Source organism: Allokutzneria albata, assembly GCF_900103775.1.
Classification (GTDB): domain Bacteria; phylum Actinomycetota; class Actinomycetes; order Mycobacteriales; family Pseudonocardiaceae; genus Allokutzneria; species Allokutzneria albata.
Genome location: NZ_LT629701.1, coordinates 308,094 through 333,219, shown reverse-complemented (window position 1 = coordinate 333,219; position 25,126 = coordinate 308,094). Strand labels below are relative to the sequence as shown.

At 71.5% G+C, this 25,126-nt stretch carries 21 protein-coding genes and 2 pseudogenes; 8 read left to right on the top strand and 15 right to left on the bottom strand.

Features of this window, described 5'->3' with window-relative positions; all coding sequences use genetic code 11:
* Positions 1–6: 6 nt before the first annotated feature.
* A complete protein-coding gene (locus BLT28_RS01535; RefSeq protein ID WP_052407234.1) occupies positions 7–873 on the bottom strand; it encodes an alpha/beta hydrolase in 867 nt (288 codons plus the stop codon).
* Positions 874–926: 53 nt separating this feature from the next.
* Between BLT28_RS01535 and lysX the strand changes: the two genes are divergently transcribed.
* Both lysX and BLT28_RS01525 read left to right on the top strand, forming a co-directional pair.
* Positions 927–4,367, top strand: coding sequence for a bifunctional lysylphosphatidylglycerol synthetase/lysine--tRNA ligase LysX (gene lysX / locus BLT28_RS01530; RefSeq protein ID WP_081900245.1), 3,441 nt, complete (start codon positions 927–929; stop codon positions 4,365–4,367).
* Complete coding sequence (locus tag BLT28_RS01525; RefSeq protein ID WP_052407235.1) at positions 4,364–4,987, top strand: DUF998 domain-containing protein; 624 nt, start codon at positions 4,364–4,366, stop codon at positions 4,985–4,987. The genes lysX and BLT28_RS01525 overlap by 4 nt, the downstream gene beginning before the upstream one ends.
* A gap of 65 nt (positions 4,988–5,052) precedes the next feature.
* Here BLT28_RS01525 and BLT28_RS01520 read toward each other — a convergent pair whose 3' ends face one another.
* Genes BLT28_RS01520 through BLT28_RS01510 form a run of 3 tightly spaced genes read right to left on the bottom strand, consistent with a single transcriptional unit; the run spans position 5,053 to position 7,976 of the window.
* Positions 5,053–5,331 (bottom strand): DUF6355 family natural product biosynthesis protein, encoded by a 279-nt coding sequence (locus BLT28_RS01520; RefSeq protein WP_030429247.1) that lies wholly within the window; start codon positions 5,329–5,331, stop codon positions 5,053–5,055.
* A 16-nt stretch (positions 5,332–5,347) separates the two neighbouring features.
* The gene (locus tag BLT28_RS01515) at positions 5,348–5,614 is read right to left on the bottom strand and encodes a DUF6355 family natural product biosynthesis protein (protein WP_063766553.1); all 267 of its coding nucleotides are present in this window, start codon (positions 5,612–5,614) and stop codon (positions 5,348–5,350) included.
* Between the two features lie 31 nt (positions 5,615–5,645).
* Positions 5,646–7,976, bottom strand: a complete 2,331-nt coding sequence (locus BLT28_RS01510; RefSeq protein ID WP_052407236.1) for an XRE family transcriptional regulator — start codon at positions 7,974–7,976, stop codon at positions 5,646–5,648.
* Between the two features lie 289 nt (positions 7,977–8,265).
* On the opposite strand from BLT28_RS01510, the gene BLT28_RS01505 reads away from it, so the two are divergent.
* Positions 8,266–8,943, top strand: a complete 678-nt coding sequence (locus BLT28_RS01505) for an AfsR/SARP family transcriptional regulator (protein WP_030429250.1) — start codon at positions 8,266–8,268, stop codon at positions 8,941–8,943.
* Positions 8,944–8,999: 56 nt separating this feature from the next.
* Here the strand turns inward: BLT28_RS01505 and BLT28_RS01500 are convergent, their stop codons facing one another.
* The 4 genes from BLT28_RS01500 to BLT28_RS01485 form a co-directional block, all read right to left on the bottom strand.
* A complete protein-coding gene (locus tag BLT28_RS01500; RefSeq protein WP_030429251.1) occupies positions 9,000–9,263 on the bottom strand; it encodes a hypothetical protein in 264 nt (87 codons plus the stop codon).
* A 205-nt stretch (positions 9,264–9,468) separates the two neighbouring features.
* Entirely contained in the window at positions 9,469–10,704 is a 1,236-nt protein-coding gene (mshC, locus tag BLT28_RS01495; RefSeq protein ID WP_030429252.1) for a cysteine--1-D-myo-inosityl 2-amino-2-deoxy-alpha-D-glucopyranoside ligase, read from the bottom strand.
* Between the two features lie 2 nt (positions 10,705–10,706).
* Positions 10,707–12,827, bottom strand: a complete 2,121-nt coding sequence (locus BLT28_RS01490) for an MMPL family transporter (protein ID WP_052407266.1) — start codon at positions 12,825–12,827, stop codon at positions 10,707–10,709.
* Positions 12,828–12,999: 172 nt separating this feature from the next.
* Complete coding sequence (locus BLT28_RS01485; RefSeq protein WP_030429254.1) at positions 13,000–14,952, bottom strand: vWA domain-containing protein; 1,953 nt, start codon at positions 14,950–14,952, stop codon at positions 13,000–13,002.
* 149 nt (positions 14,953–15,101) lie between these two features.
* Here BLT28_RS01485 and BLT28_RS01480 point away from each other — a divergent pair, with 149 nt between their 5' ends.
* Both BLT28_RS01480 and BLT28_RS41625 read left to right on the top strand, forming a co-directional pair.
* A complete protein-coding gene (locus tag BLT28_RS01480; RefSeq protein ID WP_043811233.1) occupies positions 15,102–15,971 on the top strand; it encodes a sucrase ferredoxin in 870 nt (289 codons plus the stop codon).
* Positions 15,972–15,980: 9 nt separating this feature from the next.
* Positions 15,981–16,712, top strand: a pseudogene (locus BLT28_RS41625) (CPBP family intramembrane glutamic endopeptidase); the annotation flags it as partial.
* Here BLT28_RS41625 and BLT28_RS01470 read toward each other — a convergent pair.
* Entirely contained in the window at positions 16,668–17,399 is a 732-nt protein-coding gene (locus BLT28_RS01470) for a TetR/AcrR family transcriptional regulator (protein WP_197683947.1), read from the bottom strand. The pseudogene BLT28_RS41625 and the gene BLT28_RS01470 sit on opposite strands and share 45 nt — an antisense overlap.
* Positions 17,400–17,520: 121 nt before the next feature.
* On the opposite strand from BLT28_RS01470, the gene BLT28_RS01465 reads away from it, so the two are divergent.
* A complete protein-coding gene (locus BLT28_RS01465) occupies positions 17,521–18,042 on the top strand; it encodes a DinB family protein (protein ID WP_156050869.1) in 522 nt (173 codons plus the stop codon).
* An 8-nt stretch (positions 18,043–18,050) separates the two neighbouring features.
* Here the strand turns inward: BLT28_RS01465 and BLT28_RS01460 are convergent, their stop codons facing one another.
* The gene (locus BLT28_RS01460; RefSeq protein WP_030429259.1) at positions 18,051–18,248 is read right to left on the bottom strand and encodes a hypothetical protein; all 198 of its coding nucleotides are present in this window, start codon (positions 18,246–18,248) and stop codon (positions 18,051–18,053) included.
* Positions 18,249–18,273: 25 nt separating this feature from the next.
* Here BLT28_RS01460 and BLT28_RS01455 point away from each other — a divergent pair, with 25 nt between their 5' ends.
* Entirely contained in the window at positions 18,274–18,810 is a 537-nt protein-coding gene (locus tag BLT28_RS01455) for a CGNR zinc finger domain-containing protein (RefSeq protein WP_043811236.1), read from the top strand.
* Here BLT28_RS01455 and BLT28_RS01450 read toward each other — a convergent pair.
* Genes BLT28_RS01450 through BLT28_RS01440 form a run of 3 tightly spaced genes read right to left on the bottom strand, consistent with a single transcriptional unit; the run spans position 18,782 to position 21,195 of the window.
* On the bottom strand, positions 18,782–19,966 hold the full coding sequence (locus BLT28_RS01450; RefSeq protein WP_156050871.1) for an MFS transporter: 1,185 nt from the start codon (positions 19,964–19,966) through the stop codon (positions 18,782–18,784). The two genes, BLT28_RS01455 and BLT28_RS01450, sit on opposite strands and share 29 nt — an antisense overlap.
* Entirely contained in the window at positions 19,959–20,714 is a 756-nt protein-coding gene (locus BLT28_RS01445) for a DeoR/GlpR family DNA-binding transcription regulator (RefSeq protein ID WP_030429262.1), read from the bottom strand. Before BLT28_RS01445 ends, BLT28_RS01450 begins: the two co-directional genes overlap by 8 nt.
* 4 nt (positions 20,715–20,718) lie before the next feature.
* A complete protein-coding gene (locus BLT28_RS01440) occupies positions 20,719–21,195 on the bottom strand; it encodes a GNAT family N-acetyltransferase (protein WP_030429263.1) in 477 nt (158 codons plus the stop codon).
* Between the two features lie 87 nt (positions 21,196–21,282).
* On the opposite strand from BLT28_RS01440, the gene BLT28_RS01435 reads away from it, so the two are divergent.
* Positions 21,283–21,999: a sugar isomerase domain-containing protein gene (locus BLT28_RS01435; RefSeq protein ID WP_030429264.1), complete on the top strand. Its 717-nt coding sequence runs from the start codon at positions 21,283–21,285 to the stop codon at positions 21,997–21,999.
* 294 nt (positions 22,000–22,293) lie between these two features.
* Here the strand turns inward: BLT28_RS01435 and BLT28_RS01430 are convergent.
* Positions 22,294–24,147, bottom strand: a pseudogene (locus tag BLT28_RS01430) (ABC transporter ATP-binding protein); the annotation flags it as partial.
* A 160-nt stretch (positions 24,148–24,307) separates the two neighbouring features.
* The gene (locus tag BLT28_RS01425; protein WP_052407238.1) at positions 24,308–25,111 is read right to left on the bottom strand and encodes an enoyl-CoA hydratase/isomerase family protein; all 804 of its coding nucleotides are present in this window, start codon (positions 25,109–25,111) and stop codon (positions 24,308–24,310) included.
* Between the last annotated feature and the right edge of the window lie 15 nt (positions 25,112–25,126).

Below are 25,126 nucleotides of genomic sequence, written 5' to 3'. Positions count from 1 at the left end.
CGTGCATCATGCGGCACGCCGCTGACAAGCGCGAACGATGTCGTGCACCGCACCCGCGACCACGTCGGGGCGGTCGATGCCGAGCAGGTGCGCCGCTCCCCCGACGATCTCGTGCCTGCCGAGCGGGCTGACGGCGGCGAGGTCGGCGTGCGCGGCGAGCAACCGGGCCGCGGACCGGCCGCCGCCCATGGCCGAGGCCGCCGTGAGCACAGTCCACGGAATCGGCGGCGCGGTCCTTGATGTCGCGCGCATCTTTTCCAGCTCCCGAATGCGATCGGGATAGGCGGCGAACTCCGCGAGAATATCGGCGAGAAGGACGGAATCGGCAAATCGGGCACGGGCGGTCACCGGGTCGGGATCGGGCTCGGAGAGAGTGCCGAAAGTGATCATCAGCGAGCGCAGCGCCGGCCCCAGCCGCCGCGCGAGTCCGGGGTGCCGCGGCAGGGTGCCCCGCCGCAGCAGCAGGCGCACGGCCTTGCCGAGCGGGTCGTCGACGGCCGTGCTGCCCGGTGGTTCGGGGCTCGGGTCGACCAGCACGGCACCGGCGAGCAGCGTCGGGTGCGTCCTCGCGTACGCCTCGACCGTCAGCCCCGCCATCGAGTGCCCTACCAGCACGAACGGTGCTCCGGCCGCGTAGCGGACGCGGATGTCCTCCAGCGCGGCGACGCACTCGGCGAGCGGGAGCCCGCCAGGTGTGATCTCGAACGCGACGCCCGCGACACCGGGTTCCAGCAACCGCGTGACCGGACGCCAGTCGGACGCGAGACCGCCGAGCCCCGAGCACAGCGCGACCGCCGCGCGCACCGGTTCCCCGGTGACCTCGACGTGGCCGCTACGGAGATCCTCGGAATGCGAGGGGGCGTTGCTTCCCATTCGGCTAGTCTCGCCCAGCAGGTGACCGCATGACGAGCTGGAGAAGTCGGGACATGGGCAGGAATTCCGCCGACGCCGGGAATCGGGCGGCCACCAATAGCGTGGAGGAGCCGGAACGCGGCAGTCGCCCGCCGCGCCACGAGGTGCCCGCGTGGAAGCACGCCGCGGCCGCGATCGTGGCCACGGTCGTGGAGCTGGGCGCGCTCTGCTCGCTGGTGCTCGTACTGCTCGGCGACGACTACACCGACGTCGCCGACGCGATCCGCACCGTCTTCGAGTACACCGGCCTCCCGGTGGACAGCAACATCTTCATCGTCCTGGTGCTCGCCGTGCTCGGTGCCGCGCTGCGCAGGCGCAAGCGGGCGGCGCTGTGGGTGCTGGTGCTCTTCCAGGTGCTCTACGTCGTGGTCTACAACGCGATCGTGGCGCTGATCTGGCTGTACCTGCTGGCCGTCGGCGACACCACGGTGTCCGAGGACGACCTGCGCGAGCTGGCCGTCTCGGACACCCTGTGGGACCTGGTGATGACGAACCTCGTCGGCATCGGGCTGATCGCGGTGCTGCTGGTCCTGCGGCCCGCGTTCCCCGCCCGGCTCAACGAGGGCGCGGGGTGGCGGGCGCTGGGCTCGCTGGCCATCGGCATGGTGCTGATGACGCTGATCGGCTGGGGCCTGGCGCCGTTCTCGCCGAACACCCCCTCGGGCACCCTGGAGCAGCTGCTGTGGTCCTTCAGCCAGGTCACCGGCAACTGGATCCCGATCAACCAGATCGGCATCGACCAGGCGTCCAGCTCGTGGCTGACTTTCCTGCTGGACCTCGGCGGCACGCTGGTCGGCGCCTACGCCCTGGCCCGGTTCTTCCGCTCGGCGCGCAGCAAACGGCTGCTCGCCCAGGAGGAGGAACTGGCGCTGCGGGAGCTGCTGGCCGAGCACGGCGACGGCGACTCACTGGGCTACTTCGCCACCCGCAGGGACAAGTCCGTGGTCTTCGCCCCCTCCGGCCGCGCCGCGGTGACCTATCGCGTCATCGGCGGCACCTGCCTGGCCAGCGGGGACCCGATCGGCGACGAGGACGCGTGGCCGGCGGCGATCAGCGCGTGGCTGGCCGAGGCGTACAGCTACGGCTGGGTCCCCGGGGTGCTCGGCGCGAGCGAGGAGGGCGCGCACGCCTACACCGAGGCCGGGCTGAAAGCGCTGGAGATCGGCGACGAGGCGATCCTGGACGTCCGCGACTTCACCCTCACCGGCCGCGAGCGCCGGGGCGTGCGGCAGGCGGTCAGCCGGGTCGAGCGCGCCGGGTACCGCGCCCGGGTGCGCAGGCACGGCGAGATCCCCGACGAGGAGATGGACCAGCTGATCGCGGCGGCACGGGCGTGGCGCGGCGAAGCGACCGAACGCGGCTTCTCGATGGCGCTGGGCAGGCTCGGCGACCCGTCGGACGCGCGCTGCGTGATGGTCGAGGCCTACGACGCCGACGGCACCCTGCGCGGGCTGCTCTCGTTCGTGCCGTGGGGCCGCACCGGCCTGTCGATGGACCTCATGCGGCGCGACCGCACCGCGGAGAACGGGCTCAACGAGTTCATGATCTGCGAGCTGGTCGAGGCCGGTGGGCGGCTCGGGGTGCAGCACATCTCGCTGAACTTCGCGATGTTCCGCGCGGTCTTCGAGGAGGGCGCGCGCATCGGCGCGGGTCCGGTGCTGCGGTTGTGGCGCTGGGCGTTGAGCTTCGCGTCCCGGTTCTTCCAGCTGGAGTCGCTGTACCGGTCGAACGCGAAGTACGGGCCGCGGTGGGACCCGCGCTTCCTCTGCTACCGGAGTGCCCGCCAGCTGGCGCGGGTCAGCCTGATCGCCGGTGTCGCCGAGGGCTTCGTGCCGAGCAGGCGCGCGCTGCTGCGGCCGAGCGCGGCGCGGCGGGAACTGCTCACGCCCGAGGTCGCCGAGGAGTTCGTGCGGCAGGTTCACGCGATCGAGGACCGGGTGCGCGAGCCGAAGGCCGTGCGGCGGTTGCCGGAACAGGTCCGGGTGCGGCGGGACAAGCTCGACCGGCTGCGCGCCGAGGGCGTTGACGCCTACCCGGTCGGCTTCACCCGAGGGTGTTCGCTCGGCGAAGTGCGTGAGTCCGCGGGTGAGCCGGCGCCGGACACCCGGACGGGCAGGCGGGTCAGCGTCGCGGGCCGGGTCGTCGCCAAGCGCGAGGTCGGCAGGTTGTGCTTCGCGGTGCTGCGCGACTTCACCGGTGAACTGCAGCTGATGCTGTCCGAGGACGAGCTGGGCAAGCAGCGGCTGGCGGCGTGGAAGGCCGCGATCGACCTCGGCGACCAGGTCGGCGTCGAGGGCGAGGTGATCACCTCCCGGCGCGGTGAGCTGTCGGTCTCGGTGACCGAGTGGGTGATCACCGCGAAATGCCTGCACCCGTTGCCGGACAAGCGCAAGGGCCTCGCCGACGCCGAGGCGCGGGTGCGCAGGCGCTACCTCGACCTGGTGGTCAACGCGGAGTCGCGGACCATGCTGCGGGCACGGTCCACAGTGGTCCGGACGCTGCGGGAGTCCTTGCACGCCAGGGGTTTCCTCGAAGTCGAGACGCCGATGCTGCAGGCCGTGCACGGCGGGGCGACCGCGCGGCCGTTCGTGACGCACATCAACGCCTACGACATGCGGATGTACCTGCGGATCGCGCCGGAGCTGTACCTGAAGCGGCTCTGCGTCGCCGGGGTGGACCGGGTCTTCGAGCTGAACCGCAACTTCCGCAACGAGGGCGCGGACGCCACGCACAACCCCGAGTTCACCATGTTGGAGGCGTACCAGTCCTACGCCGACTACAACACCATGCTGCACACCGTCCGCGAGCTGATCCAGGAGGCCGCGGTCGCCGCGCACGGGGCCCAGGTGGCGCGGCACGTCAACCCGGACGGCACGGTCACCGAGCACGACATCAGCGGTGAGTGGCCGGTCATCGGCGTGCACGAGGCGCTGGCGGAGCGGCTCGGCGAGGAGATCACCCCGGACACCCCGCTGGAGGACCTGCGCAAGCACTTCGACGCCGCCGGCGTGCCGTTCCAGGACGGGTGGAGCCGCGGCAAGTACGTGGTGGAGGCGTTCGAGCACCTGGTCGAGGGGCAGACCGTGCGGCCGACGTTCTACCGCGACTACCCCACCGACGTGTCGCCGCTGACCCGCCAGCACCGCGAGGACCCGCGGCTGGCCGAGCGGTGGGACCTGATCGCGTTCGGCGCGGAGATCGCCACCGCGTACTCCGAACTGACCGACCCCGTGGAGCAGCGCGAGCGGCTGCAGTCGCAGTCCATGAAGGCCGCCAGCGGTGATGTCGAGGCGATGGAGCTGGACGAGGACTTCCTGCGGGCGCTGGAGTACGGCATGCCGCCGACCGGCGGGCTCGGCCTCGGCGTGGACCGGCTGCTGATGATGCTGTGCGGCGGCACGATCCGGCAGACCGTGCTGTTCCCGTTCGTGCGCCCCGAGGGTTCCTCGGTATGACCCGCTGGTTGATCCTGATCGGCACGGTCGTCTACTCGGCGTGGTTGCTGGAGTTCGTGCTGCCCGACGACCTCAGCCTGGTGCACAGCTACGTTTCCGAGCACATGGCCGGTGACCAGCCGTACCGCTTCCTGTTCCGCACCACCGATGTCATCGCGGGCCTGCTCTTCGTGGCCGCCGCCGTGTCCCTGTGGCCCCGGCGGTCCGCGCGGCTCGTCGGCGCCGGGCTCGCGGTGTTCGGCGGGGTGACGGTGCTGGACGCGCTCGTGTCCATGGACTGCTCGCCGAGCATCGACCGCGCGTGCCGTCAGCGCGAGATCGACAACACCGTGTCGCTGTCCCACGAGATCCACCAGGCGTCGAGCGTGCTGGTGTTCTGCGGGATCTTCGTCGCGGTCGTCGGCCTGCTGAGGATGCGAAACCTCCTTGGCGCACAAGGGCGATTCGTGTTGTGGACGTGCTTCTCGGCGCTCGCGACGACCGGACTGCTGTCGGCGCTGCTGGTCGGTGGCCCCTGGGTCGGCCTGGTGCAACGAGCCCAGCTCGTGGCCACCGACGCAGCGCTGCTGCTGATGGTCGTGCTGCTCAGCAGATCGCAATCAGTCCCTCGAACGCACTGAATGAGTCATCCGGTGCGTTCAAGTACCTCAATGACTCATTCAGTGCGTAAGCGACGGCGGAGCGCTCAGCAGAGGCCGACGTACCAGGCGCCCCGAGCCTCGGGACCGTTCACCTTGAGCCACAGGAGATTGTCACCGGGGTTGACGCACCGGGTCTGGTCAGGCCGGCGGGCCACATCGATGTTGATCTTGACTTGGGTCGGGCCGCAGTGGTCGTAGTAGTAGCCGTAACCGGCGTCGCGGAAGCCACCGCACCCGGGGACCGCGGTCGCTGTCGGGGCCGTCACGCTCATCGTCGCCGCGACCGCGGCGAGCGCGAGGGCCGCACGGGATCTCACACGCATGCTCACGCGGTTCCTCTCAGCAGGGCCGGACGTACCAGGCGTTGCGGGTGCGCGGCCACAAGCCGATGTTGGTCGTGGAGTTCGGCCCCACGCACCTGGTGAAGTCCGCTCCCCACGCCACGTCGACGTCGATCAGGACCGAGGTCGGGCCGCAGTGCGTGTAGTAGGCGTAGGTGGCGTCGTTCCAGTAGCCACCGCAACCGGGCGCCGCGTTCGCGGACGGGACCGCGAGGCTCATCGCGGCGAGGGACAGAGCCGCCACGGCGGCTGCACGAATGTTCATGCGGCGCAAGGTAATCAGCTCCGGTGAAATCCTAATGAAAGGGAGAATCGTTCATGAACTCGCGCGCTCCGGCGCAGCCGCGGGGCGGCGGCGGGGCCTTCCCCAGCGCCAGCAACGACTCCCTGACCGTGCGGGTGGTCTCGTCGCCCAGTTCCCCGAAGATCTCCTCGGCGCCGCGCAGGTGGCGTCGCGCCGCCTCGGTGTCGCCGAGCGCCGCGTACGCCTGCCCCAGGTGGAACAGCACGTTCGCGGTCTCCCACGGGTCACCGACCTCTTCGAGCAGCGCGAGGAAACCGCGCCCGCGCTCGACCGCCTCGGCCGGATTTCCCTGACGCAGCAACACTTCGGTCAGCCTGCCACCGGCGCGCCCCTGCGCGTAGACGTCCTGCAGGGCGTGCGCGAGCAGGATGGCCTGGTTCAGGTAGGCGGAGGCCTCGGTCAGCTCACCCCGGGCCAGGGTCGCGTCGCCGAGCCCGAGCAGCGCCAGCGCCTCGCCCCACGGGTGGCCCTCCGCGCGGAAGGCCTCCAGAGCCCGCCGGTTGCACTCGATCGCCTCGTCCAGCCTCCCGAGGCCCGCGCAGGCGTCGGCGAGACCGACGAGGGTCATCGCCTCCTCCGCGGCCATCCCCTCGCCGCGCTGCACCGCCAACGCGAGGTCGTAGGCGGCGATGGACTCGTCGAACCGCCCGAGCTGCCGCCACACGATGCCGAGCGCGTAGTTCATCCTGCTCTGCGCGAGGCGGTCCCCGCTGCGCCACGTCGCGGCCAGCGCGGCTTCGTAGACGGCGATCGAGTCGGACCAGTGGCTGCGCAGGTACAGATACCCGCCGAGGGACCACGCGAGCTGCCACGAGTACGGGTGCAGGTTCTCCTCGGCGGCCGTGCGGGCCGAGGCGACCAGGTTGACCCGCTCCGCCTCGCACCACTCCAGAGCCTCTTCCGGAGTGGAGAACGGGTACGGCCCGGCGTCCTCCTTTGGCTCGGGCAGCGCCAACGGCAGGCGATTCGGGTTGAACAACCGCTCGGCGCGCACAGTGCCCTGCACGCAGAACTCGAACATCCGCCGAAGAGCCTGTTCCCTTTCAGCGGCAGGGATTTCCTCGCGCGCACGATCTGCCGCGTACGCGCGGACGAGGTCGTGGAACTGGTAGCGGCCGGGCGCGGGCTGCTGCAACAGGTGCGCGTCGACCAACGACTCCAGCAGGTCCTCTGCCACCGTGTCGGGCACACGCGCCAGCGCGGCCGCGCGGAGCACGTCGATGTCGTCACCGGGCGCGAGGCCCAGCAGCTGGAACATCCACTGCTGCTCGGCCGTGAGCAGCTTGTAGGACAAGGAGAACGTGGCGGCGACACTGCGATCGCCGACCTGCAGTTCGGCGAGCCTGCGGTGCTCGTTGCCCAGCCGCCGCACCAGGTGCTCAACCGTCCACGATGGACGGCTGCGCAGGCGCGCCGCGGCGATCCTGATGGCCAGCGGCAGATATCCGCACAGCCGCACGGCCTCGCGCACGGAGGCTCCGTCGGGCACGGCGGCGACCGTGGCGAACAGGGCGGCGGCCTCGTCCGGTGTGAGGACGTCCAGGGTCAGCGTGCGCACGCCTTCGAGGTCGAGCAGCCTGCGCCTGCTCGTGATCAGCACGAAGCACGTGGGGCTGCCCGGCAGCAACGGCCGGACCTGTGCGGAGTCGATCGCGTTGTCCAGCACCACGAGCGCACGACGGCCCGCCATCGCCGCCCGCCACGCCCCGGCCCGCTCGTCGATGTCCTCGGGGATGGCCTCGCCGGGCGTGCCGACCGCGCGCAGCAACCGGTCCAGCGCGGCGCCCGCGCTCAGCGGTTCCTGGCCCTCGGTGTGCGCGTGCAGGTCGATGAACAGGTGCCCGTCGGGGAACCGCTCGCGCATCCGGTGCGCCGCGAGCACGGCCAGGGTGGTCTTGCCGATGCCGCCCATCCCGTCCAGCGCGCTGATCACCAGACCGCCCAGCGGCGCGGACTCCCCGGGCAACGCGGACAGCAGCCGCTTCAGCTCCGTCTCGCGACCGGTGAAGTCCTCGACCACGCGCGGTACGTCGAACTGCGCGTGCACGACGGGCTCCGGCGCCGGCTCCGCGGAGGTGTCCCCGCTGGCATGCACCCACATCCGGTGCAGCTCGATCAACTCGTCCCGGTCGGCGCCGCAGACCTTCGCGAAGCGCTCGGCGAAGCCGAACTCGGTGGGCACGGCCGCGCCGGAGCAGTAGCGGTGCAGCACCGAGCGGCTGATCCCGGACCGCTTCGCCAGCACGTCGTAGCTGCGCCCGGACCGCTGCTTCAGCTCGCTGAACCGCTCCGCGAGCCGCGCGGCCCACGCCCGCGAATCCACCCGTGTCCCTCCGAATCCCCGGCGTCCCCAAGAACGGCGTTATCGCAGGACAGAGGCACCTTTTTATCCCTCTGTCCCAGTTTAGCGCCACGGCTTGGCAGGCGGTCCGGCCACGCAGGAGGCTGGTGGAGCCGGTCGCGGGTGAGGGGACGGAGCACAGGGGGTTGTTCCGCGACCGCGGCCGTGAGCTCATCGGCGCGAGCCGGTGGCACTGGGCGGCGACAGGGGTGGCCGATCTCCCGCATCGGCCACCTCTGTCCCAGGCGAGGGGGCAGCTCTGCGTTTCACAGTGCTGGGGGAACTGGAGACCTCGACCGGCAGCGCGTCGGTCGTCGTCGGCACACCGCAACGCCGGCTGGTGCTGGCCGCACTGCTCACGCGGGTCAACCGCTGGGTCCCGCTCGACGACATCACCCGGTTGCTGTGGCCGGCCGACCTCCCCCGAGCCGCGAGATCCGCTGTGCACAAGCACGTCTCACTGCTGCGGACGGCGTTCCAGGGCGTTGACGAAGTCCGCATCGACCGGCACGGCAGCGGTTACGCGCTCCGCACCGATCCCGCCCGGATCGACGCTTTCCGCTTCCGGGATCTCGTCGAGGAGGCCCGCTGGCGCGCGTGGGAGGACTGCGTGGACATCGAGCTGCGGCTCGGCGCGCACCGGCGGCTCGTCCCCGAGCTGACCGAACTCGTCGCCCGGCACCGTGATCGCGCGAGGATGGCCGGTCAGCTGTCGCTCGCGCTCCACCGCTCCCGCCGTCACTGCGTGAGGTGGGACATGAGCATGTCGGTCGTCCGCGCGGTGTCGGGCCTCGCGGGCGTCCTCGCGCGACGGCCTCCTGCGCAGATCCGCAAGGTGCTCGACCGGCTCGGCATCGGCGCTTCGACCGGGCGCTCGCCTTGCACCACGAGGCTGCGACGGCGAGTTCTGCTTGCGCGGCAAGGGAAAACTTCCTACGCAGATCGCTGACCGTCACGTTGTTGTGCCGTATCAAGGCATCTGGTCGACATGGTGGCGGGCCCGCGCTAGGCGAAGAGGTTGTAGAAGCCGAACAGCCAGCCCGAACCGACGATGAGCCCGGCCAGCAGCAGTCCGCCGACGATGCCGAACAGCACGTCGCCAGCGCTGGTCGGGCGGTAGCACTCCGGGCAGTAGCAGCTCTCCGCCGGGTGCGTGACGTGCGTGGGACGGGCGCGCAGCGCCGCGCGCTGGAGCTGAGCGGCCCGCCTGCGGCGCTGTGGGACGCGCGCGGTGGGGCCGTAGCGGTAGGCCTGAACCGGAGCGCTCATCGTGTGTCCTCCCCCAGAAGTCCCCATCAAGCGATCACCAGTAAGACGTGGACTTCCCCGGAGCGGTTGCGTGGCAAGCATCTCGTAACAAGATCGTTGCCGCGCGCAACCCACCCCGCGCTCCCCGCACGGGGGATGATGTACCCAATGTGGCATGCGTTACGCCAGATGAAGCAAATGCCACATTGGGTACACGAGCGCTGGGTCAGAGGGCGATGCCGAGCAGGGCGTCGACGGCGGTGCGGACGAGCGCCGGGGCTCCCGTGTCCGTGCCGCGCCGGGTCAGCGCCTCCGCTGCCCAGCCGTCCACCGCCGCGAGCGCGCGCGGGGTGTCGAGGTCGTCGCCGAGGTGGTCGCGCAACCGCTCCACAAGGGACTCCGCCGAGGGTCCGGCTGGGAGCGAGACGGCTTCCCGCCACCGCGCCAGCCGGTTCTCCGCCGAGGCGAGCAGCGCGGCGGTCCACGACCGGTCCGAGCGGTAGTGGTCGGCCAGCAGCGCCAGGCGCACCGCCATCGAGTCGACCCGGTCGGCGCGCAGCTTGGACACGAAGACCAGGTTCCCCTTGGACTTCGACATCTTCTCGCCGTCGAGGCCGATCATGCCGCTGTGGCTGTAGTGCCGGGCGAACGGCGCCTGGCCGGTCAGCTGCTCCGCGTGCGCCGCGCTGAACTCGTGGTGCGGGAAGATCAGGTCGGAGCCGCCGCCCTGCACGTCCACCGTGGCGCCGAGGCGGTTGACCGCGATCGCCGTGCACTCGATGTGCCAGCCGGGGCGGCCCGGGCCCAGCTCGCCGTCCCACGAGGGCTCACCGTCGCGCGCGGCCCGCCACAGCAGCGCGTCCAGCGGGTGCCGCTTGCCCGGCCGGTCCGGATCGCCCCCGCGCTCGGCGAACAACGTCAGCATGGTCTGCTCGTCGTAGCCGGACTCGTAGCCGAAGCGCCCGGTGGCCGCGTGGTCGAAGTAGATGTCCGGGTGCTCGTCGTCCACCCGGTAGGCGGCGCCGGAGGCGAGCAGCTTGCCGACCGCCTCGATGATCTCCGGGATGGCCGCGACCGCGCCGACGTACTCGCGCGGCGGCACCACCCGCAGCGCCTCCATGTCCTCGCGGAACAACGCGGTCTCGCGCAGTCCCAGCACGACCCAGTCCTGGTTGTCCCGCTGCGCCCGCTCCAGCAGCGGGTCGTCGATGTCGGTGACGTTCTGCACGTAGTGCACCTCGTGGCCGTTGTCCAGCCAGATCCGGTGCACCAGGTCGAAGGCGAGGTAGGTCGCCGCGTGCCCGAGGTGGGTGGCGTCGTAGGGGGTGATCCCGCAGACGTAGAGCTTGGCCACCTGCCCCGGCGAGGTCGGCCTGACCTCGCCGGATGCGGTGTCGTAGAGCCGAAGCGGGCGGGGCGTGCCCGGCACGCGCGGGACCGGGACGGATGACCAGGGTTGCATGGTCACGACCCTAGACAATTACCCGGCTCATCGTCTGCCCGCCGAGGCGGTTCCGCCTTCCACAGCCGCCCCGGCCACCACACCGCGCGGCCGATGTCGATGGTCAGCGCCGGTACCAGCAGCGAGCGCACCACCAGCGTGTCGAGCAGCACACCGAAGGCCACCAGGAACGCCAGCTGGGCCAGGAACAGCAGCGGCAGCACGGCCAGGGCCGCGAAGGTGGCCGCGAGCACGACACCCGCCGAGGTGATCACGCCACCGGTCACGGTGAGCCCGCGCAGCGTTCCGGTGACCGTGCCGTGCTTGACCGCCTCCTCGCGCACGCGCGTCATCAGGAAGATGTTGTAGTCGATGCCGAGCGCGACCAGGAACACGAAGGCGAACAGCGGCACGCTCGGATCGGCCCCGCCCCAGCCCAGCAGGTGCTCGAAGATCAGCCCGCTGACGCCGAGGGTGGCGGCGAAGGACAGCACCACGGTCGCGGTCAGCAGCAGCGGCGCCAGCAGCGAGCGCAGCAGCAGCGCCAGCACGATGACGATCACCACGAGCACCGCCGGGATGATCACCCACCGGTCCCGCGACGACGCCTCCTGCACGTCGTACTGCAGCGCGGTGAACCCGCCGACCTTGGCCTCCGCGCCGGGCACCCCGTGCACCGCCTCGCGCAGCGTCTTCACCGCGGCGACGGACTGCGGCGAGTCGGCGGGGGCGGAGAAGGTGGCGAAGATCTGCACCTTGCCGTTGACGACCTTGGGCTTGAGCTGGCTGACGTCCGCGGGCGGCGGGGCGCCGGGCGGCACGTCGAAGCCCATGGTGACGTCGGCGATGCCGGGCACCCTGGCCGCCGCCATCACCGCGGGCGCGGCCTGCGCGTTGGCGATGATCGCCGCAGGGCTGCCGATACCCCCGGGGAAGTGCGCCGACAGCGCCTCCTGGCCGGTGACCGACTCGACCTTGGTGAGGAACAGGTCGGTCTGCGAGGTGCCTGCCGACGTGAACTGCGGCAGCAGCGCCGCCCCGCCGAGCAGCACCAGCGCGGTGAGCACCCAGGTCAGCCGCGGCCGCTGGCCCACGGCCGCGGCGACCCTGGCCCAGGAGCCGTGCTGTTCGACGTCGCTGGGCACCTTGGCGTGCTTGCCGGTCACCGCCATCGGCCAGAACGGCCAGAACGCCACCCTGCCGAAGATCACCAGGACGGCGGGCAGGAAGGTCAGCGAGGCCAGCAGCGACATGACGATGCCGGTGGCCGCGACCGGGCCGAGGCCGCGGTTGGAGTTCAGCTCGGACAGCAGCAGGCACATCAGGCCGAGCACGACCGTGCCCGCCGAGGCCAGGATCGGCTCGAAGGAGGCGCGGTAGGCCTTGCCCATCGCCACGTAGGGCGACGCGTGCCTGCGCAGCTCCTCGCGGTAGCGGGCGACCAGCAGCAGGGCGTAGTCGGTCGCGGCGCCGAAGACCAGGATGAACAGGATGCCCTGGCTGGAGCCGGAGAGCGTGAGGACCTCGTTGGCGGCCAGCTCGTAGACCACGAACGTGGAGCTGGCCAGCGCCAGCCCGGCGGAGGCCAGCACCAGGATGGGCAGCAGGGGGCTGCGGTAGACCACGACCAGGATCAGCGCGACCACCGCGGCGGTCACCCCGAGCAGCAGCTCGTCGATGCCCTTGAAGATGTCGGCGAGGTCGCCGAGCAGACCCGCCGGGCCGGTGACGTAGGCGTTGAGACCTGCGGGCAGGCTCTTGCCGACCACCTCGCGCAGCTCGGCGATGGTCCTGGCCAGCTTCGCCCCGTCCTGGGCGTCCAGCGCGGCGACGGCCTGCACCGCCTTGCCGTCCTTGGCCAGGTCGGGCGGGGTGATCTGGCCGTTGACCCCGGGCAACGCGGCGAGCTGGACCAGCCGCTCCTGCAAGGCGTTCTGGTCGGTCATGGTCAGCCCGGCCGGGCGCTCGAAGACCAGCACCGCGGGCAGCACCCGCTTGTCGGAGAACGCCGCCTGCAGGTTGGTCGCCTCGGTGGACTCCGCGCTCGCGGGCAGGAAGGAGGCGTTGTCGTTCTTCTGCACCTCCGCGAGGCGGCTCTGGAACTGACTGCTGAAGCCCCCGAAAACCAGCCACGCCAGCACCATCAGCGTTGGCAGCACCCACCGCCACCGCGGCCTTCGCTGCTTGTCGACCTCCACTGGGGAAGTCCTCCCCTCCGGTGTCGCCGTTCTGCTCCGGACCCTCATCATGCCGTTTGATCAACTTTTGCGCGCAGCGACACAGCGACCTTTCGTGTTGTCCTAGTTGGACAGTCGGTCATCCCCGCCGGTTGCGCAGGTAGTCCGCGACGACCGCGGCACCGAGCCCGTCGGTCGTCGGCGCGAGCACACGACCACCGGTGCGCCGCGCGATGGTGTCGACGAACGCGGCCAGCCCGGGGTTCTCGCCCAGCATGAACACGGTGACGCCCGCGCCCCGGCGGGCCAGCGCGTCCACCTCGGCCATGGTCCTGGCGATCGTCTCCGGCCGCGGCGGGTAGTCGAAAACGGCTTCCCCGTCGGGTTCCAGGTGCGCGGTCGGCTCGCCGTCGGTCACCACGAGCACAACCGGGTGCGCGTCCGGATGGCGGCGCAGGTGCCGTCCGGCGAGCATCAGCGCGTGGTGCAGGTTCGTCCCCTGCTCGTAGGTTCCTTCCAGCGCGGTGAGTTCGCCGATGTCGACGCTCATCGCGTGCCTGCCGAAGGTGATCAGTTGCAGTTCGTCGCTGCGGAAGCGCGTGCGCACCAAGTGGTGCAGCGCAAGCGCAGTCCGCTTCATCGGTACCCAGCGACCGTCTTGGATCATGGACCACGACGTGTCTACGCACAGCGCGACGACCGCTCGCGAATGTTGCTCCGTCTCAGCGACCTCCACATCGCCGACGTCAATCGACAGCGCCGCACCGGTTCCCGCCGTGCGCAGGACCGCGTTCGCCACCGTGCGCGCGGCATCCCACGGCTCGGTGTCGCCGAAACGCCACGGCCTGGTGGAGCCGGTCCGCTCCCCCGCCGCGCCCGCGCGGCCGGCATCGCGTTCTCCCCGTGCCCCGCGGAGCTTGCCGAGCACATCGCGCAAGGTGTCTTCCCCCAAGCGGCGCAACGCCTTGGGGCTCAATCGGAGGTCACCGTCCGGTCCGCGTTCCAGCATTCCCCGCGCGCGCAACTGCCGTTCCAGATCGGCAAGCGCCTTGGCGTCCACAGTGGACTGCTCGCCGAGGTGCCGCTCCAGCAGTTCGGAGTCGATGTCCTCCAGTCGCGCACCCGGGTGGGCCTGCGCCAGCTGCTCGGCCAGCCGGTCCAGCTCGCCCAGCTCCTGCAGCGCCTCCGTCGCCTCGGCCATGCCCATCGCCTGGTCACCGCGGAACCGGCCGCGCCCCGACCAGTCCTCGCCCGGCCGGAGCGCGCGCAGCTTGTCATCCACTGTGGACAGCGCTTCGGCGAGCCTGGGGTCGCCGAAGGCCTGCCGCGACAGCTGCGCCAGCTCGGCGCGCTGCTGCGGGGTCATCGAGTTCAGCATCCGCTGCGCAGCCGCCGAGCGGGCCGCCAGCAAGTCGATGAGCTCGTCGGTGGTGCGCGGGTTCTCCGGGAAGAAGTCCCCGTGCCGGCGCATGAACTCCTCGAACCGCCGATGCGTGTCGGGGTGCCCCTGCGCGTGCGCGGTCAGCAGGTCGTCGAGGTCGGCCAGCATCTCGCGCACCCGCTCGGCGTCCTCCGGCCGCGCCTGCCTCATGGCCTCGCGCATGCCCTTGAACCGCTGCTCCACCATCTGTTGCCCGAGCAGCTGCTGGATCTCCCGATAGGCCTCGGCCGCCTCGGCGGAGTGCCAGTCGTAGTCGGCCAGCTCGCGCACGGCCCCGCCGACGTCGTTCGGCACCATGTCCAGCCGCACCTGCCGGAACCGGGCGTCCTCGCCGCTGTCGGAGTCCAGCTCGCGCCGTTCCGCGGCGAGCGCGCGGTCCAGCAGCCTGCGCGCCTCCTGCACGGTCCCGTCGAGCCGGTGCCTGCGCTGCAACGCCGCACGCCGCTGCCACACCTGCCGGGTCAGCTCGTCCAGCCCGCGGGTGCCCGGCAGGCCCTGCCGCAGCAGCTCCCGCAGCGCCGACTCCGGCGAGGCCCCCGCCATCACCTCGCGGCCGATCTCCTCCAGCGCCGCCCGCAGGTCCGGCGGTGGCGCCAGCGGGTCGCGCCCGCCCTCCCACGGTCCGTACCGGTAGCTACCGGGCTCAGCCATGGCCACCTCCCCGCCCCAGGCTGCCACGCCGGGCCAGCCCGCGACCACGTCCATTCCCGGCGCGGTCCTCCGGCAACCCCGGGGTGCCGTTCAAGAACCAACCGGGTGATGATGGGCAGCGTATGCACACCACGCCCGGAGGAGCGCCAGTGACCACCTGCGCCGCCCTCGCCGCCGCCGAGCCCCTGGCCGGGACCGCCCCGGTCGCGGCCACCTGGCTCTGCCTCGAACAGCCGGGACCGTGGGGCGCGGACGCACTGGTGGACAGCCACCTCGACCGGCGGGTCGGCGCCGAGCTGGCCCGGCGGATGAAGGAGACCGGCGTCCGGATCGTGCTGATCCGCCGGCCGGGTCGCCACCCGGACCTGCACCTGCCCCGCCCGCGCCGGGTCTACCTCGCCTCGACGCGCCCGGGCGCGGCCTGGCTGGCGCGGCACACCGTCGAGGACCCCGAGGAGCTGCTGGACCTCGACCTCACCGGCGACGAGCCCACCTTCGGCACGGTGACCGCGGCCCCCCTGCTGCTGGTCTGCACCAACGGCAAGCGCGACCGCTGCTGCGCCCTGCTCGGCCGTCCCATCGCCGCGGAGCTGGCGGCCGAGCACGGCGAGGCGATCTGGGAGAGCACGCACACCGGCGGCCACCGCTTCGCCCCCGCCGTGGTCGCACTGCCGACCGGTTATGTGCACGGCAGGCTCGACGGCCCGCAGACGCGCGAACTGCTGAAGGCGACGACCGCCGGGGAAATGATGCTCCAAGGCTGCCGGGGCCGGGCCACGTGGAGCAGGGCCGGACAGGTCGCCGAACTCGCCGTCCGCTCGCTCACCGGTGACACCACCGCGGCCTCCCTGAGGGTCGTCTCCGAATCGTCGGACGAGGTCTCCGTCCGCCACGCGGACGGACGGACGTGGTCCGTCCAGCTCGCCCCCACCCCCTTGCCCGCGTGGCCCAACAGTTGCGGCAAACCTCCCGTGGCCGGAACGACCTTCTCCGTCCTCGACATCACCCAAATGATCTAGACTCCACCCATGCGCCCCACTCCGCGTGCCGGGAAAGGGTTACTCGTCGGCGGGGTCGCGGTGTACGTGGCGGCCTTGCTGGGGTTGGTCCTCACGGGAAACACCGCATTGCGCTACACGGCCGATCACGGCGGGACGCGACCGTTGTGGCTCATGTGGACACCGGTGGTCGCGGGCCTGGTGGCAGCCGTGCTGCTGGCACCGAGAAAACCGGCGGCCGATCCGTTCACAGGGACGGAACCCCGCCGGATCGCGCTGCAGGCGTGGACATTGGCGGGACTCGCGGCCGCGTTCGCGGTGGGCTACTACCTGTCACCGCGCGGAGACCTGTGGTTCCTGGGCCTGAAGCTCGCGCTGCTGTTGCTGACCCCGCTCGCCGTTGTCCGGGTGAGCTGGCGGGAATGGTCCACAGTGGACCTTCAAGGGCGATGGCTGCGACCGATCGCGGTCGTGGCCGTCTACATCGGACTGACCAGCGTGCTGACGCCGTGGAGCGGTCAGCCGGCGCCACTCGTGGTGCTGCTGACGGTGTTCCTGGTGAACTCCGCGCTGGAAGAGGTGTTCTACCGGTTCTGGTTGCAGACGCGACTGGAGTCGCTTTACGGGCGGTGGCCCGCGATCGTCGTCTCCGCGCTGCTGTGGGCCGTCTGGCACGCGGCGATCCAGGGCGGCAACGGCGTGGCGCTCGATCTGGCCTCAGTCGTGGCCAACCAGGGGGTGACCGGGCTCTTCCTCGGCTACCTCTGGTCCAGGCACCGCAACCCCTGGGTGCTGATCCTGGCCCACGGGCTCGTCAACGCGCCGATCGCCATGATCATCGCAAGCGTCTGACACACCGGGGACCGCGGCCGCGAACAGGCCGTGGCCGAGGTCGTGCGGATCGTCGAGGCCGAGCTTGCCCAGCGCGTCCTCCGGCAGGGCCAGCAAGGAGATCGAGACGCCCAGGAAGTACGCGTCCAGCAGCGCCGCGTCGCGCGGTGTGGTGTCCAGCCCGGCCGAGCGGTGCACGGCGATCACGCCCTCGGCGTTGGCCCGGACCATCTCCCCCAGCGCCTCGCGCACCTCGGGGCGGCGGACGCCCTCCAGGTACAGCTCGAACAGGGCCAGCGTTTGGGTTCGATCACCGGAAACGGCCCTGGCCAGCATCGCCGGGTACAGCTCGCGGACCTGGTCAGGGCGCACCTCGGCGGGCGTGGTCTCGCGGAGCACCTGCACCGCGGCGCCGTGCTCGTCGGCCATCCGGCGGGCCGCGGCGACCAGCAGCGCGTTGCGTGTGGGAAAGTAGTTCTTGGCGGTACCGATGGGGACTTCGGCCTCTCGGTCCACCGCGCGGTGGGTGAGTCCTCGGCCGCCTTCCCTGGCCAGCACTTCGATCGCCGCGTCCGCGAGCAGTTCGCGGCGTGAGTGCGCCCGTACTCCTGAAGCCATGTCCGTCCCCGACCCAACTACCACAACAGGGGTACCCTAACTGTGGTGACCGGGGAACGGCCACTCGGGCCCGTCGGAAACCAGGTCGTGCCGCCCATGGCGCTGTGCCATGGTCTGCGCCATGTCCGCCTCTCCTCGTGCCTTGCTGCGTTGGCAGTTCGACCTCACGTGGTCGCTGTTCGACTACCACCTCGCTCGCCTCGAACCCGCTGATTTCCTGTGGGAGCCCGGAAACCTCTGCTGGACCGTGCACCGCGGCGAGGACGGCGCGTGGCGTCCGGACTGGGACGAGGCCGAGCTGGACCCGATCCCGGTGCCCACGATCGCATGGGTCACCTGGCACATCGGCTGGTGGTGGAGCACCGCGATCGACCACGCGCGCGGCCGCACTCCGCGCGAGCGCGTTGACGTCACGTGGCCCGGCGACGGCGCCGCGGCAGTGGCGTGGCTGCGCGATCTGCGCACGGAGTGGGTGAGCGTGCTGGGCGGGCTCACCGAGGCCGAACTCGACGCCGTGGCACCGTTTCCGTGGCCGAACGACCCCGAGCACCGGATCGCGCACATGGTCGCGTGGGTGAACGCGGAGCTGATGAAGAACGTCACCGAGGTCGGCCAGCTCCGCATGCTCCGCCAAGTGTCCTAAGTAGACGGTCAGCCCGCCATCGCCGCGTCCGGGGCGCCCGCGGTGCCGATCAGCGTCTCGCCGAGCAGCACCAGACGCAGCCCGCAGACGCAGTGCACGTAGCGGACCGCGCCGGTGGACGTGTGGTGCGCCGAGGTCACCGCGTCCCCGGCGCGCCATCCGCAGTTCGGGCAGGTCACCGCGTCCGGAATCTCATTGCGCTGCATGCCCCCAGCCTGCTGTCATGGGCTAGTGCAGATCAACCCTTACGGCAGCGACAAGGCGTCGCTGGCGGTCGGCCTGGTCAACGCCGACCCCGGCATCGACCCGCCAGGGATGAACGAGCTGCTGCTGTCCTACAACACGACCAAGCCCGTCGTCGACGCCGAGGAGACCGCGGAACTCCTTGCCTGGGCGGCAAAACTGCGCGTGGTCTTCGAGACGACCGACCTCGACGAGCGCATCGCCGTGCTGAACCGCTTGCTCGGCGAGGCCGCCATCCGGCCGACGATCGCGCGCCACGAGGGCGAGATGACGCCGCACCTGCACTACTCGCTGGACACCGACAGCACGGTGAAGCGGGTGAAGGCGCGCACCGCCACCGGGCTGGCGCACGTGATCTGCGCCTCCGGCGGCGGGCGGCTCGGCTGCTGCGCCCGCGAGGACTGCACGGTGGTGTTCATCGACACCTCGCGCAACGGTCGCAGGCGGTTCTGCTCGACGCAGTGCGCCAACCGCATCTACGTCGCCGACCACCGCGCTAGGTCACGCGGCGGCCGCGGAGGATGAGCCGGGCACCGAGCCCGATCGCCGCGCACAACACAGGCAGCAGGATCAGCGCGAAAGGCAGCGTGACCGCCTCCGACAGTCCACCGATCACCGTGGGGCCCAACAGGAAACCGGGCCACGCGATGGCCGAGACCGCCGCGATCGACTGGGCCGCATGCCGCTCGGGCAGCTCCGCCGCGCTGGAGAACACCACCGGCACCGCGCACGCGACGCCGAGGCCCAGGGCTGCGAACCCGAGCAGTGCCGCCCACGGCTGGGCCACGGCGAGACCCGCCGCGAACACGACCGCGGCCAGCACCGAGAGGCCGCCGACCACCAGACGCGGGCCGTACCGGGCAACCCACCGGTCCCCCAGCCCCCGGCCGACGAACATCGCGACCGCGAACACCGAGTAACCCGCGCCCGCGAAGGACGCCGTGGTGCCGAGCCAGTCGCGGAGGTAGATCGCCGCCCAGTCGGCCGCGGCGCCCTCGCACAGCAGCGCGGCGAACATGAGCGCTCCCAACGCCAGCAACCGTCCGTCCCGCAGCACGTCGCGCGTGCGGACCTTCGCGTGGGCGTCTGCCTCCTCGGCGTGATCACCGGTCAGCAGCACGCGGTTCACGCCGAATACGACGACGATCAACAGGACGCCCAGTACGAGCATCTGCACGGTCAAGCCGACGTTTGCACCCACTGTGAGCGCTCCCACCCCGGCCCCGACGAAACCGCCCAGGCTCCAGAACCCGTGGAAACTGGACATGACCGGGCGGTCGTACTGCCGCTCGACCAGGACCGCCTGCGCGTTCATCGCCACGTCCAACGCGCTCTGGAACGCACCCCACACCATCAGCGCGAGGAACAGCGCCACTCCGGAGCCCGCGAGGCCGAGCAGGAACGACACCCCGCCGTAGCCGGCCGCGGTGATCATCATCATCGGCCTGCTGCCCCAGCGGGCGATCATCGGTCCCGCCGCGAGGATGGCCAGCAACGCACCGATCGGGGCGCCGAGCAACAGCAGGCCGAGCACCCCGTCGCCCACCCCCAGGCGCTCCTTGACCAGCGGGATGTGCGGCGTCCACGCGGCGAACAGGCCCGCGTGCATGCCGAAGACGAGGGAGGTGGCGCGCCGCGCGGTCCGCACCGCGGCGGGAACGCCCACTGTGGCTTCAGGCAAGGTGCACCTCCACACCGGCCTCACGGAACCGGTCGAGTTGGTCTGCTGGCGCGTCCCGGTCGGTGACCAGGACGTCGAGGTCGGTGATCGGGCAGACGCGGCCGAAGGCGACCCGGCCGAGCTTGGCCGAGTCGGTCACCGCGATCACCCTGGCGGAGGCGCGGATCGCCGCCTGCTTGGTCTCGGCGTCGCACAGGTCGAAGGAGCTGACCCCGTCGGCCACGGTCAGCCCGCACACGCCGAGCACCACGGTGTCGAACCGCATCCGGTCGAAGGCGCCGCGGGTGAGCTGCCCGTAGAAGGCCAGTTCGCGCGGGCTCACCTCGCCGCCGGGCATGACCAGCCGCATCCCCGACCCCTCGGCGAGGACGTTGGCCGCGTGCAGGGACAGCGGCAGCACGGTCAGCCTGCGGCCGACGAGCACGCGCGCGACCTCCAGCGTGGTGGTGCCCGCGTCGATCACCACGCTCTCGCCGTCGTCCAGCAGCTCGGCGGCGACCTTGCCGATGCGCTGCTTGACCTCGACCTGCTGCCGGGCGCGCACGCCGTAGGGAGCGCCCTCGCCGCTGAGCGTGCTGACCGCGCCGCCGCGCACCCGGCGCAGCAGCCCGTCGCGCTCCAGCACGTCCAGGTCCCGCCGGATGGTCATCTCCGAGCAGCCGGTCAGCTCGGCCAGCTCGGCGACCTCCACGCGGTCCCGTTCGCGCAGCGCGCTCGCGATCAGGTCGTACCGTTCCGCACTCTCCACATGTTCATACGAACACATCCCCTGTTCGGTCCGCAACCAGGTTCCAGCGGAGCTCCGGCCGCTCGTACGGCACCTTCGGCGGCTTGGCGGGCACCGTGCCGACCCGGACCGCGCCAGTGCGCCGGTAGAACCCCTCGGCGGGCGGGTGCGACACCACGCGCACCGAGGTCAGCCCGAGCTCCCGCGCCCGCTCCAGCATGTGCCGCACGAGCCGCGCGCCCAGCCCGGTGCCCTGCGCCGCGTCGGCCACGAACAGCAGGTCCAGCTCGGCATCGCCCGGAACCAGGCTGTAGCACCCGACGACGTCGCCGGCGTCGTCCTCGGCCAGGAAGGTCACCGTGGCCTCCACCTGCGCACCGGTCACCTCGTACCCGTCCAGGATGGACGCGTAGCCGCCCTGGTAGGCCGATGACGCGTGGACCAGCTCGGTGATCGCCCCCGCGTCCGCCGCCCGCGCCGGGCGGATCCGCATCTCCCGCATGGCAGGAACCTACGACCGACCCCTGACAAGATCACCGGCTCGGGCGCGGTGTTGACACGGGTACGGAGAGTGGTTTAGACCACAAGGATGGGATACGCGGGCACGGTGCACGAGCACCTGGACAGGCTGGAGCGGCACAACGCCGAGGCCGTCGAACGCGCGGTGGACGCGCTGACCACGGCGATCGCCAAGGACGGCCTGATCGTCACGGCGGGCGCGGGCCACTCGCTGGCCGCGGTCGCCGAGACCTTCTACCGCGCGGGCGGGCTGTCCTGCGTGCGCCCGCTCTACCACCCCGACCTGCTGCCGATGCACGGCGCGAAGTCCAGCACCGACGCCGAGCGGCGCTCCGGACTGGCCGCCGAGGTGCTGGCGGCCGACCCGCTCGGGCCGGACGACGTGCTGATCGTCTTCTCCACCTCCGGGGTGAACCCCTACCCCGTCGAGCTGGCCAGGGCCGGGCGCGCCGCCGGGCTGCCGGTGATCGGGGTGACCTCCGGGCCCGCCAGCTCCGCGGCGCCGAAGCGCTCGGGCACGACCCTGGCCGCCGAGTCGAGCATCGTGCTGGACACCCTGGTCCCGCCCGGCGACGCCGCGCACCCGGCCGCCGCGCCGGTCACCGCGCCGCTGTCCTCGCTGGCCACCATGTTCGTGTGGAACCTGCTGCTCGTCTCGCTGCACGAGCGGGCCGAGCGCGACGGACTGGACCTGCCGTTGTGGCGCAGCGCCAACACCGAGGGCGGCGACCAGGCGAACAAGGACCTACTCGCCCACTACGGCAAGCGGGTCCCGCGGCTCGCGTGACCTCAGGGCCGCGGTCGCCATCTCGTCGAGGACGACGGCCGCGGCCTCGGGCACGTCGGTGTCCAGCACGAGCCGATCGCCCTCGCGCGTCACGGTGAAGGCGAAGAACGGGCAGCACGCCTCCTCCGCGCGGACCAGCTCTCGCAGCCGCGCTTCGGTTCCCTTGTCGCCGTCGAGCACCATGCGCAGGCGCGTCGGGAACAGCCGCTGCACCTCGATCAGGCTCTGCTGCCACAACGCGCCGAAGTCGTCGAGCGCGTGCGGCAGTGCGACCGGCGCGGCGGGCTCGGCGGGTTCGGCGGCGCGGAACTGCGTCCGGTACAGCTCGGCGTAACGTCCTTCTGCCGCGAGGAGTTCGTCGTGCGTGCCGCGCTCGACGATCTCCCCGGCCTCGACGACCAGGATCTGGTCGGCGGCGCGGATGGTGGACAGCCGGTGCGCGATCACCAACGCGGTCCGCCCCGCCAACGCTTCGGCGAGGGCCTCCTGGACCGCCGCCTCGGACTCCGAGTCCAGGTGCGCGGTGGCCTCGTCCAGGATCACCACGCGCTGCCGCGCCAACAGCAGGCGGGCGATGGTCAACCGCTGCCGCTCACCGCCGGAGAGCCGGTAACCCCGTTCTCCCACAACGGTTTCCAGTCCGTCCGGGAGCGACCGCACCAGGTCGGCGAGCCGGGCTCCGCGCAGCGCGTCCCAGATCTCCTCGTCGGTCGCGTCCGGGCGCGCGTAGCGCAGGTTCGCGCCGATCGTGTCGTGGAAGAGGTGACCGTCCTGGGTCACCACGCCCACCGTCTGCCTGATCGAGTCGAACGACAGGTCGCGAACATCCACATCGGACAGTCGAACCGCGCCGGAGTCCACGTCGTAGAGCCGCGGCACCAGGCCGGCGATCGTGGACTTGCCCGCGCCCGAGGAGCCGACGAGCGCGACGAGCTGACCGGCCTCAGCGCGGAAGCTCAAGCCGTGCAACACCTCCTCGCCGCCACGCGTGTCGAGCGTCTTCACTTCCTCAAGGGAGGCAAGGGAAACCTTGTCCGCCGACGGGTAGGCGAAACGCACGTCGTCGAACTCCACCGACACAGGCCCATCCGGAACCTTCGTGGCATCGGGCTTTTCGGTGATCGCAGGCGGCAGGTCGAGCACCTCGAACACGCGCTCGAAGGAGACGAGCGCGCTCATCACGTCCACCCGCGCGTTGGCCAGCGCGGTCAGCGGCGTGTAGAGCCGGGTCAGCAGCAGGGCGAGCGAGACGACCGTGCCCGCGGCGAGCCGCCCCTCCAGGGCGAACCAGCCGCCGAGGCCGTAGACCAGCGCCAACGCCAGGCTCGACACCAGGGTCAGCGCGGTGATGAACACGCGCGTGGTCATGGCGGTGCGGATGCCGATGTCACGCACGCGCGCGGCACGGGCGCCGAACTCGTCGGCCTCGTCCTTGGGGCGCCCGAACAGCTTGACCAGGGTCGCGCCCGGCGCGGAGAACCGCTCGGTCATCTGCGTGGTCATCGTCGCGTTGTGCCCGGCCGCTTCCCTTTGCAGCGCGGCCATCCTGCGGCCCATCCGCCGCGCGGGCAGCACGAACACCGGCAGCAGCGCCAGCGCGATCACGGTGACCTGCCAGGACAGGGTCAGCATCACGCCGAGCGCCAGCGCGAGCTGGATGATGTTGGCGACGACGCCGGACAGGGTCGAGGTGAACGCCCGCTGCGCACCGATCACGTCGTTGTTGAGGCGGCTCACCAGCGCGCCCGTGCGCGTGCGGGAGAAGAACGCGATCGGCATCTTCTGCACGTGGCCGACGACGGCGCGGCGCAGGTCGTAGATGAGTCCCTCGCCGATGCGCGCCGACAACCACCGCTCGACCAGCCCGACCCCGGCCTCCACCACGGCGAGCCCCGCGATCAGCAACGCGATGCCGACCACGACGCCGGAGTCACCGCCGCCGCTGATCTCGTTGACCACCCGCCCCGCGAGCACCGGCGTCGCGACCGCCAGCACCGCCGTGACCACCGTGATCGCCAGGAACGCGATCAGCGTGCGCCGGTGCGGCCGGGCGAAGGAGAGGACGCGTTTCAGCGTGCCCTTGCGAATCTTGTTCGGTACGTCAGCGCTCTCCATCGCGCTGCGCATGAGCATCCACGTTCCGTCCACGGCGGTCCTCTCCCCTGGTTGCGTCGAGCACAACAGCGGGAGCTCCCGATATCTTCCCGCCCGAGAGATCCACTTCGCCGCGCACCGCTCCCCGCGAACGCCGCGTTCGCTCCGCTGGACAGCCTGAATGAGTCATTCGGTGCGTCAGCGCGGCGCGGGGTCAGGCGTTGTGGAGGAGGGCGCTCAGTTCGGCCAGGCGGCGGATCTGGGCGGCGCGCTCGGCGGCGAGCTGCTGCTCGGGCACGGGGTTGTCGGCCGCGGAGTGCAGCAGCGCCAGCGTTTCGCGGGTGGCGTTCGGCTGCGGGTTGAGCAGGGCGCGCACGAGGTTGTCCACGGCGTCGTCCAGCTCGTCGACCGGGGTGACGGAGTTGACCAGGCCGATCCGCTCGGCCTCCTCGGCGCCGACGCGGCGGCCGGTCAGGCAGATCTCCACGGCGCGCGCGTAGCCGACGCAGCGCACCAGCGGCAGCGTGCCGCCGAGGTCGGGAACCAGGCCGAGCCCGGTCTCGGCCATGGCGAACTTGGCGTCGGTCGCGGCGATCCGCAGGTCACAGGCCAGGGCGAGCTGGAACCCGGCCCCGATGGCGTGGCCCTGCACCCCGGCGACGGTCACCCGGGCCGGATCGCGCAGCCAGCTGAACGCCTGCTGGAATTCGGCGATGACCGCGTCCGCGCGCTCGGCGGACATGGTCGCGATCGACATGAGCCCCGGGCCGCCCTCGCCGTCACCGGCGGTGAACAGGCTGCGGTCGAGCCCGGCCGAGAAAGCCCGGCCGGACCCGCGCACCACGACCACCCGCACCTCGGGGGAGAGTGCTTCCCCGATCCCGCGCAGCGCCGCCCACGTCGCGGGGGTCTGAGCGTTGAGCACCTCCGGACGGTGCAGGGTGATGGTTGCCAGGGGGCCGTCCAGCGCGAGCTGGACGCCCCCGGCGTCGAGCAGGCCAGCGTCGACGATCGACACTCGGGCTCCTGTCCG

What these genes read in the sequence shown, in the direction of transcription:
- BLT28_RS01535 (WP_052407234.1), bottom strand. Translation starts at nt 873, where the DNA reads ATGGGAAGCAACGCCCCCTCGCATTCCGAGGATCTCCGTAGCGGCCAC.
- lysX (WP_081900245.1), top strand. Translation starts at nt 927, where the DNA reads ATGGGCAGGAATTCCGCCGACGCCGGGAATCGGGCGGCCACCAATAGC.
- BLT28_RS01525 (WP_052407235.1), top strand. Translation starts at nt 4,364, where the DNA reads ATGACCCGCTGGTTGATCCTGATCGGCACGGTCGTCTACTCGGCGTGG.
- BLT28_RS01520 (WP_030429247.1), bottom strand. Translation starts at nt 5,331, where the DNA reads ATGCGTGTGAGATCCCGTGCGGCCCTCGCGCTCGCCGCGGTCGCGGCG.
- BLT28_RS01515 (WP_063766553.1), bottom strand. Translation starts at nt 5,614, where the DNA reads ATGAACATTCGTGCAGCCGCCGTGGCGGCTCTGTCCCTCGCCGCGATG.
- BLT28_RS01500 (WP_030429251.1), bottom strand. Translation starts at nt 9,263, where the DNA reads ATGAGCGCTCCGGTTCAGGCCTACCGCTACGGCCCCACCGCGCGCGTC.
- mshC (WP_030429252.1), bottom strand. Translation starts at nt 10,704, where the DNA reads ATGCAACCCTGGTCATCCGTCCCGGTCCCGCGCGTGCCGGGCACGCCC.
- BLT28_RS01490 (WP_052407266.1), bottom strand. Translation starts at nt 12,827, where the DNA reads ATGGTGCTGGCGTGGCTGGTTTTCGGGGGCTTCAGCAGTCAGTTCCAG.
- BLT28_RS01485 (WP_030429254.1), bottom strand. Translation starts at nt 14,952, where the DNA reads ATGGCTGAGCCCGGTAGCTACCGGTACGGACCGTGGGAGGGCGGGCGC.
- BLT28_RS01470 (WP_197683947.1), bottom strand. Translation starts at nt 17,399, where the DNA reads ATGGCTTCAGGAGTACGGGCGCACTCACGCCGCGAACTGCTCGCGGAC.
- BLT28_RS01465 (WP_156050869.1), top strand. Translation starts at nt 17,521, where the DNA reads ATGTCCGCCTCTCCTCGTGCCTTGCTGCGTTGGCAGTTCGACCTCACG.
- BLT28_RS01460 (WP_030429259.1), bottom strand. Translation starts at nt 18,248, where the DNA reads ATGCAGCGCAATGAGATTCCGGACGCGGTGACCTGCCCGAACTGCGGA.
- BLT28_RS01440 (WP_030429263.1), bottom strand. Translation starts at nt 21,195, where the DNA reads ATGCGGGAGATGCGGATCCGCCCGGCGCGGGCGGCGGACGCGGGGGCG.
- BLT28_RS01435 (WP_030429264.1), top strand. Translation starts at nt 21,283, where the DNA reads ATGGGATACGCGGGCACGGTGCACGAGCACCTGGACAGGCTGGAGCGG.